Raw genomic sequence first — 15771 nt, 5'->3', positions numbered from 1 at the left:
TCAGCAATTTCTCTCAAAAAACCGCTTCACCGCAGCGATAAGGCCGGGAATGTCGCTGGGATTGGCTTCAGCGGCGGGAGGCCAGTTGTGCTCGCAGAGAGTCTGGCTGGTGATGGGACCGATGGAGATGGCGGCTATGCCATCCAGCGGAAATGGAATTCCTGCCTTGGCGGCGGCTTCCGCCAAATGCGTCACGCTGGATGAGCTAGTAAAGGTAGCAGCATCGAGTTTTTTCGCTAAAGCTGAGCGCAGCTTTTCAGGAGCGTCGGTCGGCATCACATTGCGATACGCATCGACGACATCGACCTGGGCTCCTGCGGTGCGGAGAGCATCGGGGATCACGTCGCGGGCCTGCGATGCCCGGGCCAAAAGGACTCGTTGACCGGGCCAGTAGCTGGCGAGACCTTTGATGAGGCTTTCTGCCACATAGCTAGTGGGAACGAAATCGACTTGAAGGCCCGCATTTTGAAGCGCAGCCGCAGTGGATGAACCGATGGCGGCGATCCGGGTATGCGGGGAGATGGAGAGTGCTGCTATCCCATCCATTTCGCGGTGAGACTGCGAAATGGATGGGGCACCCACGGTTGTGGCCCGCTCTATGAGGGCATGGACTGTATTGGTGCTGGTGAAGATGAGCCAGTCATAAGAGGCAATGTCGTGGAGTGCAGAGTCGAGGGCGGCAAAACTTCCCGGAGGACGGATTTCAAGGACGGGGACTTCGACGGGTTCGGCTCCGAGGGTTCGGAGGCCTTCTGAGAGTTTGCTGGCCTGATGCGCGGCTCGGGTGACCAGGATGCGGCGACCGGAGAGAGCCGTCATCCTCCTATACCTATGCGTTTTGCGGCGCCGGACTGCATCAGGCGTTTGGCGGCCAGGAGTCCGAGGGAGTGCGGGTCGGTTCCGTCGCGCAGTTCACGCTCGTGGATGCGGATGGCAGTGCCGGTGGCGGGGTCGGCTACTACGCCAAAGATTTCAACGTGTGCGGCGTCTGGGAAGCGGCAATGGACGCCGATGGGAACCTGGCAGCCGCCGCCTAAATCGGAGAGACAGGCGCGTTCGGCGATGATGGCGTAATGCGTGTCTGCATCATTGAGGAAGCTGAGGGCTTCGATTGTGGCGGTATCGCCTAAGCGAGTTTCGATGCCGAGTGCGCCCTGACCTGCGGCTGGGCAGAACTGGTCGGGTTCGAGGCGCTGGCGGATCCAGTCGGTGCGTTCGAGGCGGTCGAGGCCGGCAGCGGCTAAGAGGATGGCGTCTACCTGGTATTCTTCCAGCTTGCGGAGGCGGGTATCGACGTTGCCGCGAAACTCGATGGCTTCGAGGTCGGGACGGAGAGCTTTGAGCTGAGCGCGGCGGCGCTGACTGCTGGTGCCTATTCTGGCTCCCGGCGAGAGTGAGGCGAGGTTTTCGTACTTGATTGATACGAAGACGTCGCGCGGATCGGCGCGGCGGGGTGTGGCGGCCAGCTCGAAGCCTTCGGGAAGTTCCGTGGGCAGGTCCTTCAGGGAGTGGACGGCTAGGTCGACTTTGCCTGCGGCGAGTGCATCTTCGATTTCTTTTGTGAAAAGGCCCTTGGTGGTGCCGGATTGCTCGGCTACCTGCGCGAAGGTAATGGACTGGAGGCGGTCGCCAGTAGTTTTGATGATTTCGATTTCTACGGAGTGGCCTTGATCGCGGAGAAGTGCGGCGATGTGATTGGCCTGCCAGAGAGCGAGCTGGGAGCCGCGGCTACCGATGCGAAGGTTCATTTGCGGGACTCCGCGTCAGAATAAGCATTGAGCGGAAGCATTTGCTCCGTGACTGCTTCCGGCTGCGCTGTGATGACCTCCGGGCCGCCTTCCGTGATTACGGGAAGCGAGTACGTCTCGCAGATGGCGTCGAGGCGAGTGGCGTCGTTGTCGCGGGCGGCCTGCTTGAGCGCCTGCATGGGCGGGTGAAGGAACTTGTTGACGAGGCCGCGCGTGAGGGCTTCCACAGCTTCCAACTGATCGGGAGTGAGTGGACCGAGGCGGGAAAGAGCGCGCTTGATTTCAGACTGACGGAGTTCTTCGGCCTGCTTTTGCAGCGCGACGATTGCGGGCGCGGCGGAGACGGCGCGCTGGCGCTCGTGGAAGCGCTCGACTTCGCGGGCGATGAGGGCTTCGGCGTCGGCAGCCTCACGGCTGCGTTCGTCGAGATGCGAGGCGGCTACCTGCTGGAGATCGTCGATGTCGTAGACGAAGAGGCCTTCGAGCTTGTTGACTGCGGGGTCGACGTCGCGCGGGACGGCGATATCGATGAAGAACATGGGGCGGTTGCGGCGCTTGTGTAAAAGCGCCTGGCCGTGTTCGCGGCGGAAGATGGGATGCGGCGCGCCGGTGGATGTGATGACGATGTCGGCTTCGGCGGCGGCTTCATGGAGGGCTTCAAACGGAATGACGCGAGCGTTGAAGGGCTCGGCCATTTTGTGCGCGCGCTCGGCGGTGCGGTTGGTGACGAGGACGGCGCCTGCGCCCTGCTGGACCAGATGGCGCGCGGCGAGCTCTGACATTTTGCCCGCGCCGACGAGAAAGACGGTGCGGCCCTGGAGCGAGCCGAAGATGCGGCGGGCGAGCTCGACGGCTACTGAGGCGATGGAGACGGAGCTGGAGCCGATTTCGGTTTCTGTGCGGACTTTTTTGGCGGCGGCGAAAGTGGATTGGAGGAGATGGTCAAGCTGTCCGCCGATGGTTCCTGTTTCGCGAGCGATGGAAAAAGCCTCTTTGACCTGGCCGAGGATCTGCGGCTCGCCAATGACCATGGAATCGAGGCTGGAGGCGACTCGAAAGAGATGTCTCACGGCCTGCCTGCCGCTGTGTTGGTAGACGTGGCCTTCGAGGGATTTGGGGCCGAGGCTGAACTGGTTGCGCAGGAACGCGGTGAGATCGGGGCTGCTGCTGTTCTGGTTATCGAGGGCTGTGATGAGTTCGACGCGGTTGCAGGTGGAGACGATCATGCACTCGGCGACGCCGGGTACGGAGGCAAGTGCGCGGGTGACGGAGGCCAAGTCGTCACGGGAGATGGCGATGCGCTCGCGCAACTCAATGGGGGCGGTTTTGTGATTGACGCCTAAGACGCCGAGGACGGTTTTGTGATTCTGCTCGGGTGCGAGGTTGGGCTTCATGGGGCACCGTACCTGTGGACCGAGCTGAAGACGTTGGCTGCCCAGACGGCGAGCATGACCAGGAGGACGGCTCCGGAGAGATATGCGGCGCGGCGGCCTCGGAGGCCGGCTGTATTACGAACGAAGAGCAGCAGCACGTAGACTGCCCACATGATGAAGGAGGCGATGACCTTGGGGTCGCGGAAGTAGGCTGCGCCGAGAGCGGAATCCTGAGCGAGGACCACACCTATGATGAGGCCGACGGTCATGCAGGGAAAGCCGAAGAGCAGCGTGGCGTGCGCGATGCGCTCGAGGTTGTCGAGGGGTGGGAGCCAGTCGAATGTGCTTGGACCGGTGCTGGAAAGCTTGGTTTTGATGCTGCCGGACTTGATTCGTCTTTCTTGCACCAGATACAGCAGCGAGGCGAGGACGCTGAAGCCGAGGGCGGTGTATGCGGCGAGCAGGGCCACAATGTGCGCTACGAGCCAGCTGATGCGAACGCCGGCGGAGGGAAAGATGTATCGATCTACGCCAAGCGCGGGGATGAAGATGATGAAAAAGGTGACGGGCAGGGCGAAGATGCCGAGCGAAACGGCTTTGTACAGCCACCAGACGAGAAAAAACGCAGCGGCGATGAGCAGGGCGAGGAGCGATTCGGCGTCGCGGACGCCGACGGGAAGCCAGCTATGGGCGGCGGCGAGCATTTCCACGACGGAGACGAAGTGGAAGAAGAAGGCCAGGCCAGCAAGGTAGAAGGTGGCTTTGCGCCAGCGCTCGCGGGCAAAGAGCACGGCAGGAAAGACAGCGACGCCTCCCGCTGCGTACAACACCGCCGCTACTCTGAGCCAAAGTAAATACATTCCGCCGACCTCTTGGGACGCAAGTATCAGTATAGTTTGCGTTCTTGTTGTGCTGCCTGAGGATGGCCTGGGGAGGTTAAGCGCGGCATCCTCAATAGGGTTGATTTGGGTGGGGTGGGTCGGTGCGCAGGCTGGTTCGCTTTGCGGGGCGAAGGGGTGGAAGCACGATAATCTTGTTATCAATTGTGATTAAGGATGAAAGTCAATCCGTGGTGGAGACGTTTGCGCTGACTAGCCCTGGTGCTGAGGTGGGTGAGGGTTTGAGCGCGGAGCCGGCTGTGTCGGGTAAGGCTGCCGAGCTGACGCCGTTTATGCGGCAGTGGACGGCGGCGAAGACGGAGAATCCGGATGCGCTGCTGTTTTTCCGCATGGGGGATTTTTACGAGCTTTTCTATGACGATGCGGTGACGGCTAGCCGCGAACTGCAGTTGACGCTTACGGCGCGGGATCGGGAGCGGCTGGTGCCGATGTGCGGGGTTCCGTATCACTCGGTGGAAGGCTATCTGGCGCGGCTGTTGAGGCGGGGGTTCAGGATTGCCATCTGCGACCAGATGGAAGATCCGAAGCTGACGAAGAAGATTGTGCGGCGCGAGGTGACGCGGGTGCTTTCGCCGGGCACGGCGCTGGATGCGTCGCTGGCGGCGGAGCAAAATAATTTTTTGGCGGCTTATTTTGAATTTCACCCTGGCAATTCCCACCCTAGCGACAAGGACAAAGGCGTCGCGAGGGCGGGGCACACGGTTTGTGCCGTGGCGTTGCTGGATATTTCTACGGGGGAATTTAGGACGGCGGAGTTTGCGGGAGCGAATGCTCGGGCGCAAGCGGCGGACGCGATTCTGATGGCTGGTGCGAATGAAGTGTTGCTGGGGGTGAGTGCGGAGGTTCCGGCGGGGTTGGAGCGCGTCGCGGCCAGGACTCGCGTGGAGGATTGGGTCTTTACGCATGATTTTGCCGTGCCGCTGGTGGAGCGGCAACTGCATGTGAAATCGCTGGAGGGATTTGGGCTGGTTGGGCATGAGGCGGCGGCGATTGCGGCGGGTGCGGTGCTGCACTATGTGCGGACGACGCAGAAAAATGAGGCGCTGCATATTGATTCGCTGCGGTTCCAGGAGCACTCGACGGCGCTGGAGTTGGACCAGGTTTCTGTGCGGAATCTCGAATTGATTGAGCCGCTGTTTCAGGGGCAGAACTCGCGGGTGACGCTGTTTCATACGCTGGATGAGTGTTTGACGCCGATGGGCAAGCGGTTGTTGCGGGCTACGATTCTTCGGCCACTGATTGAGGCGGCGGAGATTGATGCGCGGTATGAGGCGGTGGGTGAGGCTGCGGGCGATTTGATGCGGCGCGAGGAGTTGCGGCGGGCGTTTGCGGGGATTCTGGACCTGGAGCGGCTGCTGGCGCGATTGTCGCTGGATTCGGCAGGGCCGCGGGATGTGAGGGCGCTGGCGGCTAGTTTGGCTAGGCTGCCGGGGCTGAAGGTGGCGATTGGCGCGATGAATGCGCCTCTGTGGAGGGCGATTGCGGCGAGGCTCGATGCGCTGGAGGATGTGACGGCGCGGGCTACGGCGACGCTGGTGGATGAGCCGCCGCTGACGTTGGCGGATGGCGGTGCGATTGCGGCTGGCGTGGATGCGGAACTGGATGAGTTGCGGACGATTTCGACGAGTGGGCGACAATCGATTGCGGCGATTGAGGAGCGTGAGCGGCAGCGTACGGGGATTGGATCGCTGAAGGTTCGGTATAACTCGGTGTTTGGCTATTACATCGAGATTACGAAGGCGAATCTTTCGCTGGCGCCGGTGGATTATGAGCGTAAGCAGACGCTGGTGAATGCGGAGCGGTTTACTACGCCGGAGCTGAAGGCGTATGAGGTGAAGATTCTTACTGCGCATGATCGCTCGATTGAGATCGAGAAGCGGATCTTTGCTGAGCTGAGGCGATTCGTGCTGGAGGCGGCTGGGCGGATTCGGCGTATCTCCGCTGCTGTGGCTGAGGCGGATTTGCTGGCGAACTTTGCGCATCTGGCGGCCGGACGGAAATATGCGAGACCGCAGTTGAGCGAAGAACCGATGATGGAGGCTGTGGGGGCGCGGCATCCGGTGATTGAGCACTGGATGGAAGAGACGCGTGAGGGAAGGTTTATTCCGAATGATATTTTTCTGAATGCGAATGGACTGGATTTGAACGGAGTGGGTCCGAGCCTGCTGTTGATTACCGGGCCCAATATGGGCGGCAAGAGCACGTATCTGCGTATGGCAGCGATGCTGGTGTTGATGGCGCAGATGGGATCGTTTGTGCCGGCGACGAGTTTACGGCTGGGATTGGTGGATCGAATCTACACCCGCATTGGGGCTAGTGACAATGTGGCGCGCGGCAGGTCCACTTTTATGGTGGAGATGACGGAAACGGCGACGATTCTTAATACGGCTACGCAGCGATCGCTGATTCTGCTGGATGAGATGGGGCGTGGCACGGCGACGTTTGACGGACTGAGCCTGGCTTGGGCGACGGTGGAGTATCTGCATGCGGAGACTGGCGCGCGCACGCTCTTTGCCACCCATTATCACGAGCTGACGATGTTGGCTGAGAAGCTGCCGCGTGTGCGAAATCTGCGTGTTGGTGTGAAGGAAGCGGCGAGCGGAATTGTCTTTCTGCATACGATTGAGCCGGGTGCGGCGAGCAAGAGCTATGGTATTGAAGTGGCGAAGCTGGCGGGGCTGCCGTCTGCGGTGATCGAGCGCGCGCGGCATGTGCTTAAGCAACACGAGAAGCAAGAACGGCAGAGCGTGCAGGTAGAGACTGAGCCCGAGCCGATGCAGTTGACGATTTTCACGCCGCTATCCCAGCGCATTGTGGACCGGATTGCGGAGGTAGATGTGAATGCTTTGACGCCGCTGCAGGCGTTGAATCTTTTGGAAGAATTGAAGAATGAGATTAAGGGCAGGGACTAAAGAACATGACTGTCTTTGGAAAATCATCATGTTTTATGAAACAAAAGCAAAACCTCAGGGGCTAAAGCCCAGCGAGTTTTTTGCGTTTCTTACGGCACGACTAAAGTCGTGCCCTGTTACAAAGCTGGCCTACGCTGAGCGACCGAAAATACTGAGCTGAGGAGTTGAAGGGACGGGATGGCTACGAGTATTCGTCATGCGGCGGGGAGCTTGATTGTTGTGGGGCTGAGCAGGACTGAGCTTAGTGGCCTGGAGAGCGCGTGGCTGAAGCTGGTGCGGCCGGGTGGAACGATCCTCTTTCGAAGAAATACTGCCGATGCTTTGCAGACGCGGGGGCTGCTTGGCGAGATCACTTCTTATTGCGCGCCGCGGGCGCTGCGGTGTGTCGATCTGGAGGGTGGCACTGTTGATCGGCTGCGCGATGCGCTTGCGCCGATGCCTGCGGCGCAGTTGGTGGCGAGGGCAGATGCGAATCTCGCCCTAGCGCCAAAAGCAAAAACGGCGCGAAGGTGGGGCACCCGGTCATTGGCTTTTGAGCATGGAGAATTGATTGGACGTGGGATTAAGGCGTTTGGGTTTAACGTTACGCTTGCACCGGTACTTGATTTGACGCTTCAAGACTCAGCGCAGGTGATGGGCATGCGATCCACGGGCAGTAATGCGGATGAGGTTGTGGCCTTTGCGCGGCCATTTCTTGCAGGGCTTGCGGCGCAGGGAGTGGCTGGGTGCGGCAAACATTTTCCGGGGCTAGGCGGAGGTACGAAGGATTCGCACTTTGATACGCCGGAGGTTGAGCGCACGTGGGATGAGTTATGGCAAGAAGACATTGCGCCATACCGCACGCTGCGGAATGAGTTGCCGATGGTGATGGTGAATCATGCGGCTTATCCGCGTACAAAGGGAAAGGATTTGCCTGCTACGGCCTCATCCTTCTGGATCAATGAAGTGCTTCGCAAGCGGGTTGGTTATCGCGGGTTGATTTTTTCAGATGATATGGAGATGGGCGGCATTCTGAAGTTTCTTTCGATGGAAGAGGCTGCCGTTGCTGCGATTCGCGCGGGGATGGACATGATTGAAATTTGTCATAGCCCGGAGTTGATTCTGCGCGCGTATGAGGCGCTGATTGCGGAAGCGGAGCGGTCGACTGCTTTTCGGACGCTGCTGTTGAAGCGGGCGCAGGAGGCGGCAAAGAAACGGGCGCGGATTGTTACCGCGCAGACTGCGAAAGCTCTGACTGAGAAACAGTTTGAAGCGCTGCGCGTAAAGATTCGCTTGTTTCATGAGAAGGTTGTTGCGCTGGCGGGAGATACTGCGTTGGATTCGGTGGGCAGCGCACTGAAACCTTTGGCGGAGACAGCATGAGCACGAAGGCAATGACGATTGCGGGCGTAATGAGCGGCACATCGGCGGATGGGATTGATGTGGCTGTTGTGAGGATTCTGCCGGGAAGACAACGCGCTAAGTTGACGCTGCTGGCGCATGAGGGATTTCCCTACCCTGCTGCGCTGCGCAATGCGATTCTTGCGGCAATGAATGCAGCATCGATTTCTACGGCGGAACTTGCGCGGCTGAACTGGCGGTTGGGACTTGAGTATGCGGATGCGATTCGCAGGACTGTCGCGAAGCATGGGGCCAGGATCGAAACTGGGATTGATCTGATTGGATGCCACGGTCAGACGCTTTATCATCAGGCGCGCACGAAACGTTATGCAGGACGAAATTTAGCCTGCACGTGGCAGCTTGGTGAGCCTGCTGTGATTGCGCAGGCACTGCGTGTGCCGGTGGTTTCTAATTTTCGGCCTGCGGATATGGCTGCCGGGGGACAGGGTGCGCCTCTTGTTTCTCTGCTGGACTATGTGCTCTTTGCGGATGCGAAGCGTGGGCGTGTGCTGCAGAATATCGGCGGCATCGCAAACCTAACGGCGATTCCTGCGGGGGCTGGGGCCGATACGCTGATTGCCTTCGACACCGGGCCGGGCAATATGGTCATCGATGCGCTTGTGCAGAAACTCTTTGACAAGCCGTACGACCGCAATGGAGCGATTGCGGCGCGCGGCAAGGTAATTCCGGCTATGCTGAGTGCGGAACTGAGGCATCGCTATTACCGGATTGCGCCGCCGCGCACGGCGGGGCGCGAGGAGTTTGGCCGTGAGTATGCGGAAAGCTTCGTGGCGGCCTGCAAAAAGCACAGCAAAAATCCGGAAGATGCAGTTACAACTGCGACGGCGCTGACTGCTGAATCGATTACGCGAAGCTATGCGCGGTTTGTTGCGCCAAAGATGCAAGGCGCGAAGGTAGACTACATTGTTTCCGGCGGGGGTGCGCGCAACCGCACGCTGATGATGATGCTTGAGGAACGGCTTACATCGCTTGGATGCGAGCTTGCTTCGATTGATGGTTTCGGCTTGCCTGCGGAGGCTAAGGAGGCTGCGGCTTTTGCGCTGCTGGCGTGGCAGACATGGTATAGGCTTCCGGGGAATGTGCCTGCGGCTACGGGGGCAGAACGGGCGGTTGTACTGGGACAAGTGACGTATGTTTAGGTGTGCCGGCTTTATGTCATCCCACCCCAGGCGCAAATACAAAGGCGCGCCGAGGGTGGGGCGCCCATTGTTGTTTGTCTGCGTAATTGCTCTTGCTCTGGCTGGATGCAAGACTGCGCAACGCGATCCGCGCACGGTGGTGTTTCTGATTGAGAGCAGTCCGACGAGCCTTGATCCACGCGTGGGCACGGATGCGCAGTCGGAATATATTGACGAGTTGATTTTTGATGGCCTCGTTCAGCGGGATGCGAACTTTCACTTCACGCCTGGGCTGGCAGAACAGTGGGATCAGCCTGATCCGAAGACGGTAATCTTTCATCTGCGCGCGGGTGTGCGTTTTCATGATGGGCGCGCATTGACCAGTCGCGATGTGATGTGGACGTTGAATTCGATGCGGAATGGCACGCTGATCACGGCCAAAGCCGCATCGTATGCATCGATTGACACGATGGAGGCGCCGGATGATCGCACAGTGGTTCTGCATCTGAAGCAGCCGGATAATTTTCTGCTGACGAATCTTTCAACGGGCGCGATGGGCATCGTTCCGGAAGGCAGCGGGAAGGATTTCTGGCGGCATCCGGTGGGCACGGGGCCGTTTCGCTTTGAGAGTCAGCAGATTGATCAAGATGTGGTGATACAGCGGAATCCACAGAGCTGGTCTGTGGCGCCGAAGATTGAGCGGGTGCGATTCGCGGTCGTGCCGGATTCGATCACGATGTCATTAGAGCTGGAAAAAGGTTCGGCGGATGTGGAGAGCAATGCGGTGCCGATGGATGCGCTGCCGGTACTGGCGAGCCGGGCGAATCTGGAAGTGACGGATGCGCCGGGAACGCAGGTGCAATACCTGGCGTTTAATTTGCGCGATCCGCTGCTGAAGGATGCGCGTGTGCGGCAGGCGATCTCATGCGCGATTGACCGGGATACGCTGATTCGCACGCTCATGGGCGGACGCGCCAGGCCGGCGAAGAGTTTGCTGCCGATGACGCATTGGGCATGGAATAACAATGGGCCATCGTTTAACTATGACCCAGCGCGAGCAGAGCAATTGCTTGACGATGCCGGTTATCGGCGTGGCAAAGATGGTGTGCGACTGCATCTGACGATGAAGACCAGTACGGTGGAAGATGTTCGGCTGCTCTCGGCAGTTTTTCAGCAGCAACTGGCGCGTGTGGGGATTGCGCTTGAGATTCGCAGCTACGAATTTGCGACGTTTTATTCCGATGTGCTGCACGGAGCTTTCCAGCTTTATTCGCTGCGCTGGATTGGCGGCAACGAACAGCCGGATATTTTTACCTATGCATTTTCGAGCTCGCGATTTCCGCCCAAGGGAGCGAATCGCGGACACTATGCGAACCCGCAGGTAGACGCGTTGCTGGATGACGCGTGGCAGAGTGGGGATCAGGAACGGCGGCGTGCCGATTATGCTCAGGCACAACAGATGCTGGCGAACGATCTGCCCGCAATCAATTTGTGGTACCGAGATGCAGTGGTGGTCCACAACAAACGCCTCACGAATGTGCAGCCTTCACCTTCCGGTAGATTTACCTTCCTGGAATCAGCCGAGTTAACCCAATAGCGTTCATTTCCGGCCATTTCAAGGCTGTTTGTCGTCTTTTTGGCGGCCTTGTTCGTCTACAGTAATGAGCAATGAATTCTTTAGTTGCAGGTTGGAAGACCTGCAAGCGGGGACGAATGACACGCACGACTCAAATTCGGATTCGCGTTGCAGCACTGGCTGCGCTGGTTCTCTCTCTTGTGGTTTCACTGGGCGCGCAGGCGGCCTCACGCTCGCTGCGCGGCGTGATTACCGCCATCAATGGCAGCACACTTACGGTCAAGACTGACTCGGGCGAATCGCACCAGGTAACGGTTGCCGCTGATACCGATCTCAAGCGCATTGAGCCGGGCCAGACGAGCCTGAGCAGCGCGGCTGCTATTACTCTTGCCGATCTGGCTGTGGGCGACCGCATTCTGGTGCGCGGCCTGGATGCCGACGCAACGGCGGACCCGTTGCAGCCGAAGCAGATTGTTGCGATTAAGGCGGCCGACATGGCGCAGAAGCAGGAGAAAGACCTGGCCGACTGGCAGAAGCGTGGAGTTGCCGGACTGGTGAAGAGTGTGGACGCTGCGAACGGAGTCATCACGGTATCGACCGGCGCGGGACCGACTGCAAAGACGCTGGTAGTGAAGACGACGAGCGCCACGATTCTCAAGCGCTATGCGGCAGGTACGGTGCGGTTTGACCAGGCGCAACCGGCACCGATTAACGCGATTCAAGCAGGCGACCAGCTTCGTGCCCGCGGCGAAAAGAATGCTGACGGTACCGAGATTGCTGCTGAGGAAGTTGTTTCGGGCAGTTTCAGGAATGTTTCCGGAACGATTCTGTCTGTGGATGCCGCGGCGTCTATTGTGACGCTGAAGGACCTGACTACGAAGAAGCAGGTGACGATTCATATTGGGCCGGATGCGCAGATGCACCGCATTCCCGACCAGATGGCACAGGCTATTGCTGCGCGGCTCAAGGGCACTGCGGGTGCGGGTGGTGGAGGACAGCGTCCGGCTGGATCGGGCGCAGGTGCCGGCTCTGGCGGTGGACGCGGGGCCGGTGCTGGTGGTGGCGATCCGCAGCAATTTCTGAGCCGCACACCTGTGATAAAGATTTCGGATCTGCAAAAGGGCCAGGCCATCATGGTTGTGGCCACGGATGCAGCCGGTAGCGGAGCTGCAAGCAACTCCGGAGACGTAAATGCCGTTATGCTTCTTGCCGGTGTAGAACCGCTGCTGGAAGCTCCCGCTGCACGTGACCTGCTCTCCAGTTGGAGCATGGGTGCCGGCGGAGATGCAGGCGGCGGAACACAATAAGTTATGGCCGATTTCGCTAGATCAAAAAAATTGTACTGAACTCATCGACTACACAAAGTCAGATCACAAAGAGGATTACTTTGCATTCCGCATTTCATCGATCTTTTTTTCTCTTGATGGCCCTTGGCGCGGGCTCCGCTATGATGCTCGCCGCGCAGGTTAGTTCTCCCCCGGCGGCTTCTGTAGCTGCTGCGACGCAGGCTGCGCCCGGTGCATCGACTGTCACGATTCGCGGACGTATTGCCGACCCTGATGGAGCATTGATTCCGGGCGCCAGGGTTGTTGTGAACGGGCCGGACGGCAAGGCCGTGGCAACGACGACGGCGGATTCCGCAGGCAACTATGAGATTCGCGGGTTGAAGCCGGGCAGCTACATTGTGATTTCGAGCTATGCGGGCTTCGCGCCATTCCAGTCGCAGATGATTGCAATTGCAGCCGGACAGGCCAAGCGCGTTGACATCGCCATGGCGATCCAGGTGGAGCAGCAGAATGTGGTTGTTACCGATGAAGCGCCTACTGTAAATGTGGAAGCCAGCGGCAATTCAAACGCAATCGTGCTCAAGGGCAAGGATCTTGAAGCTCTCTCGGATGATCCCGATGAGCTCTCGAATGAACTACAGGCACTGGCCGGTCCTGCGGCGGGCCCGAACGGCGGGCAGATTTATATCGACGGCTTCTCCGGCGGCCAGCTTCCGCCCAAGTCGGCCATTCGCGAAATCCGCATCAACCAAAACCCGTTTTCCGCGGAGTATGACCGCCTGGGCTACGGGCGCATTGAGATTCTGACCAAGCCCGGAACCGACAAACTGCACGGACAGGCATTTATCCAGGGCAACGACAGCTCATTCAACACGAACGATCCGTTCAACAAAACTCTGCCTTCTTATTACAGCTATCAGTACAATGGAACGGTCAGCGGCGCTTTCAACAAGAACACTTCATTCTTTGGCAGCGCGGAGCGGCGCAACATTGGCGACGTGCATTCGTTCCTGTTGTCGGAGGCTGTTCTTCCTGATGCAAATGGGGTCTACCAGGTACTCCCGAATTACTCCGTTGCACTGCCTACCCAGCACAACCGCACAAATGCTTCTGGGCGCATCGACTGGCAGATGGGACAGAAGAACACCTTCACGGGGCGCTACAGCTTTTACGATGACTCGCAGCAGAACGACCTGAATTCCGCGTCATTGCCGAGCGCTGCCTACAATGAATCCACTACCGACCATACAGTGCAGATCAGCGATGCGTACGTGATCAACGATCATATTGTGAACGAGAGCCGCTTCCAGTACGAGCGCACGAACGCGTACATTACACCGGCATCGACGGACCGCACGGTCTCCGGTGCTGGCGAATTTACAGCGGGCGGGTATTCGGCGCAGGCGAGTTCAGACCATACGACGAAGCTTGAGTTTCAGAACCTGACGACATGGAGCGTGAAGAACCACGCCATCAAGTTCGGAACACGGCTGCGCGATGGACGCGACGCGAACTTCACCAGTTCAAATTTTAATGGTGAATTGGGCTTCAGCAAGAGTTCGCAGATTGATCCAACAACGAACTCCGACTACACTGCCGGGGATGTTTACGCAAATTTTGCCAACGGCCTGGCGAACGGCGAGAGCTACCTGCAATTACAGTCACAGGGATGGACCCCAACCACCGCCAGCTACACCACCGGTAATGAGCATGCGCTCGCGAATATGTTCGATGCGGCGCTTTTCTTCCAGGACGATTGGAAGGTGAATTCGCGGTTGACGCTTTCCGGTGGCGTGCGCTGGGAGGCACAAAACCACATCTCCGATCATAACGATTGGGCACCGCGTGCGGCCCTTGCTTATGCGCTGGATGGCGGCAAAGGCAAGCAAGCTAAGACTGTGGTGCGCGCGGGGTTTGGCTTTTTTTACGATCGCTTTACTGTGGCCGATTTACTGACGATTCAGCATGCCAATGCACAAAACCAGTATGTGCTGAATCTGCCTGTGTGCAACGAGACTACGCCATCGAGCACCACTTCCTGCGCGGCGACCGGTGTAACCGTCAACACGCTTGACTTGAGCACACTGACGAGCACATCCGGTGCAACGGCGAACAGCACCATTCCGATACGGTATCGAGTGGATAGCAACTTTCACTCACCTTATACGGCTCAGGCAGGCGGAAGCCTGGAGCGACAGGTTACGAAGACCATCACCGCAACGGAGACCTATCTGCACTCCTTTGGCGGACACCAGTTGGTGACCACCAATGCGAATCAGCTGAATGCAGCGGGGGATTACCCCGTGAATCCCGGGGGTGGATATTTCTACCAGTACACGCCTGAGGCTGTCTTCAAGCAGGATCAGCTGATCAGCAGCATCAATGCGCGTATCAGCCCGAAGCTCAGCTTTGTCGGTTTCTATACGCTGGGGTTCGCACATAGCGATGGAGGCGCAGGATCGAATGCCTCAAACGCTTACGACATCAGCCAGGATTATGGCCCTGCGACATTTGTCTCGCGTCACCAGGTCTTTGCGATGGGCAACTACACGGGTCCTTTTGCAATACGTTTCAACCCATTCATGATTGCGCAGGCCGGCAAACCGTTCAACATTGCACTGCAAAATGACTTCCTGAATGGATTTGGCAACCAACGGCCGGGTGCGGCTACGACAGCCCAGTGCGCGGGCGATCCCAAAGAAAACCGTTATTACTCAACCCAGTATGGCTGCCTGGACTCAGAGCCCGTGACCGGCGAAGCGCTGATTCCGGCGAACATCGCCAGGGGACCCGCTGCTGTTGCCTTCAACCTGCGCATCAGCCGCAGCTGGGGCTTTGGCCCAGCGACTGGCGGCCCCACTGGCAATCAGGGTGGAGGACCTGGCGGTGGTGGGCCGGGCGGTGGTGGTGGTGGTGGCCGCGGTGGTGGCGCTCCCGGTGGTGGGCTTGGCCCCGGCGGGTTGGGAGGTGGCGGCGGTCGTGGAGGGTTTGGCGGAGGAGGAACTACGAACCGCAGGTATTCGCTTACCTTCAGTGTGCAGGCATTGAATCTGTTCAACGATGTGAACTACGGAGGGCCGAATGGAACTCTTGGTTCTAAGGATTTCCTGCAGTCGACTACATTGGCCGGAGGTATCTTCAACAGCCCTACCGGTTCTGCAGTGCGGCGAGTCTTCGGGCAATTGATCTTCCAGTTCTAGAGCCTGTTATTAACTTTCGAACGCAACCCGCGGGAAAGTTAATAACAGCTCTAAAGAGAGCAGACGATGAAAAGAGTTGAATGTGGTTTCCTGTTTCATAGCACCAGTTCTCCGGCGACTTCTCTTCATTGGAATAGGGACGGCATTTCTTAGTGGCTGCGCCAGTCATGGCGGAGGTTCGCAATCAACCACTCAACCGTCCCAGGCAGTCGTCATTTCAACTCAGCCCTCGAGCCAAACGGTTCCGATCGGCAGGGC

General features: G+C 58.7%; 10 protein-coding genes. 6 read left to right on the top strand and 4 right to left on the bottom strand.

Annotated features, from left to right (window positions below; all coding sequences use genetic code 11):
* Genes ABSG47_RS11560 through ABSG47_RS11545 form a run of 4 tightly spaced genes read right to left on the bottom strand, consistent with a single transcriptional unit; the run spans window position 1 to window position 3981 of the window.
* Window positions 1–819 carry a uroporphyrinogen-III synthase gene (locus ABSG47_RS11560; protein ID WP_424169839.1) on the bottom strand — a complete coding sequence of 273 codons (819 nt, stop codon included), beginning with the start codon at window positions 817–819 and terminating at the stop codon, window positions 1–3.
* Window positions 816–1748: a hydroxymethylbilane synthase gene (gene hemC / locus ABSG47_RS11555; RefSeq protein WP_424169838.1), complete on the bottom strand. Its 933-nt coding sequence runs from the start codon at window positions 1746–1748 to the stop codon at window positions 816–818. The genes ABSG47_RS11560 and hemC overlap by 4 nt, the downstream gene beginning before the upstream one ends.
* Window positions 1745–3142, bottom strand: a complete 1398-nt coding sequence (gene hemA, locus ABSG47_RS11550; protein WP_424169837.1) for a glutamyl-tRNA reductase — start codon at window positions 3140–3142, stop codon at window positions 1745–1747. The genes hemC and hemA overlap by 4 nt, the downstream gene beginning before the upstream one ends.
* Window positions 3139–3981 carry a cytochrome C assembly family protein gene (locus tag ABSG47_RS11545; protein WP_424169836.1) on the bottom strand — a complete coding sequence of 281 codons (843 nt, stop codon included), beginning with the start codon at window positions 3979–3981 and terminating at the stop codon, window positions 3139–3141. The genes hemA and ABSG47_RS11545 overlap by 4 nt, the downstream gene beginning before the upstream one ends.
* A 311-nt stretch (window positions 3982–4292) precedes the next feature.
* On the opposite strand from ABSG47_RS11545, the gene mutS reads away from it, so the two are divergent.
* From mutS to ABSG47_RS11515, 6 genes are all read left to right on the top strand, one after another.
* Window positions 4293–6932 (top strand): DNA mismatch repair protein MutS, encoded by a 2640-nt coding sequence (gene mutS / locus ABSG47_RS11540; protein ID WP_424169870.1) that lies wholly within the window; start codon window positions 4293–4295, stop codon window positions 6930–6932.
* Window positions 6933–7109: 177 nt separating this feature from the next.
* A complete protein-coding gene (gene nagZ / locus ABSG47_RS11535) occupies window positions 7110–8294 on the top strand; it encodes a beta-N-acetylhexosaminidase (RefSeq protein WP_424169835.1) in 1185 nt (394 codons plus the stop codon).
* Entirely contained in the window at window positions 8291–9472 is a 1182-nt protein-coding gene (locus ABSG47_RS11530) for an anhydro-N-acetylmuramic acid kinase (RefSeq protein ID WP_424169834.1), read from the top strand. The genes nagZ and ABSG47_RS11530 overlap by 4 nt, the downstream gene beginning before the upstream one ends.
* A gap of 13 nt (window positions 9473–9485) precedes the next feature.
* The gene (locus ABSG47_RS11525; protein ID WP_424169833.1) at window positions 9486–11048 is read left to right on the top strand and encodes an ABC transporter substrate-binding protein; all 1563 of its coding nucleotides are present in this window, start codon (window positions 9486–9488) and stop codon (window positions 11046–11048) included.
* A gap of 116 nt (window positions 11049–11164) precedes the next feature.
* Window positions 11165–12334: a hypothetical protein gene (locus tag ABSG47_RS11520; RefSeq protein WP_424169832.1), complete on the top strand. Its 1170-nt coding sequence runs from the start codon at window positions 11165–11167 to the stop codon at window positions 12332–12334.
* A 116-nt stretch (window positions 12335–12450) separates the two neighbouring features.
* Complete coding sequence (locus ABSG47_RS11515) at window positions 12451–15513, top strand: TonB-dependent receptor (RefSeq protein WP_424169831.1); 3063 nt, start codon at window positions 12451–12453, stop codon at window positions 15511–15513.
* Window positions 15514–15771: the final 258 nt, after the last annotated feature.

This window comes from Occallatibacter sp. (assembly GCF_049510455.1).
Classification (GTDB): domain Bacteria; phylum Acidobacteriota; class Terriglobia; order Terriglobales; family Acidobacteriaceae; genus Telmatobacter.
The sequence above is the reverse complement of the archived record's forward strand: the minus strand, read 5'-3'. Positions and strand labels throughout refer to the sequence as shown.

Bases quoted from the DNA above. Each gene is read 5' to 3' on its own strand.
- ABSG47_RS11560 (WP_424169839.1), bottom strand. From the start codon at position 819: ATGACGGCTCTCTCCGGTCGCCGCATCCTGGTCACCCGAGCCGCGCAT.
- hemC (WP_424169838.1), bottom strand. From the start codon at position 1,748: ATGAACCTTCGCATCGGTAGCCGCGGCTCCCAGCTCGCTCTCTGGCAG.
- hemA (WP_424169837.1), bottom strand. From the start codon at position 3,142: ATGAAGCCCAACCTCGCACCCGAGCAGAATCACAAAACCGTCCTCGGC.
- ABSG47_RS11545 (WP_424169836.1), bottom strand. From the start codon at position 3,981: ATGTATTTACTTTGGCTCAGAGTAGCGGCGGTGTTGTACGCAGCGGGA.
- mutS (WP_424169870.1), top strand. From the start codon at position 4,293: ATGCGGCAGTGGACGGCGGCGAAGACGGAGAATCCGGATGCGCTGCTG.
- nagZ (WP_424169835.1), top strand. From the start codon at position 7,110: ATGGCTACGAGTATTCGTCATGCGGCGGGGAGCTTGATTGTTGTGGGG.
- ABSG47_RS11530 (WP_424169834.1), top strand. From the start codon at position 8,291: ATGAGCACGAAGGCAATGACGATTGCGGGCGTAATGAGCGGCACATCG.
- ABSG47_RS11525 (WP_424169833.1), top strand. From the start codon at position 9,486: ATGTCATCCCACCCCAGGCGCAAATACAAAGGCGCGCCGAGGGTGGGG.
- ABSG47_RS11520 (WP_424169832.1), top strand. From the start codon at position 11,165: ATGACACGCACGACTCAAATTCGGATTCGCGTTGCAGCACTGGCTGCG.
- ABSG47_RS11515 (WP_424169831.1), top strand. From the start codon at position 12,451: ATGGCCCTTGGCGCGGGCTCCGCTATGATGCTCGCCGCGCAGGTTAGT.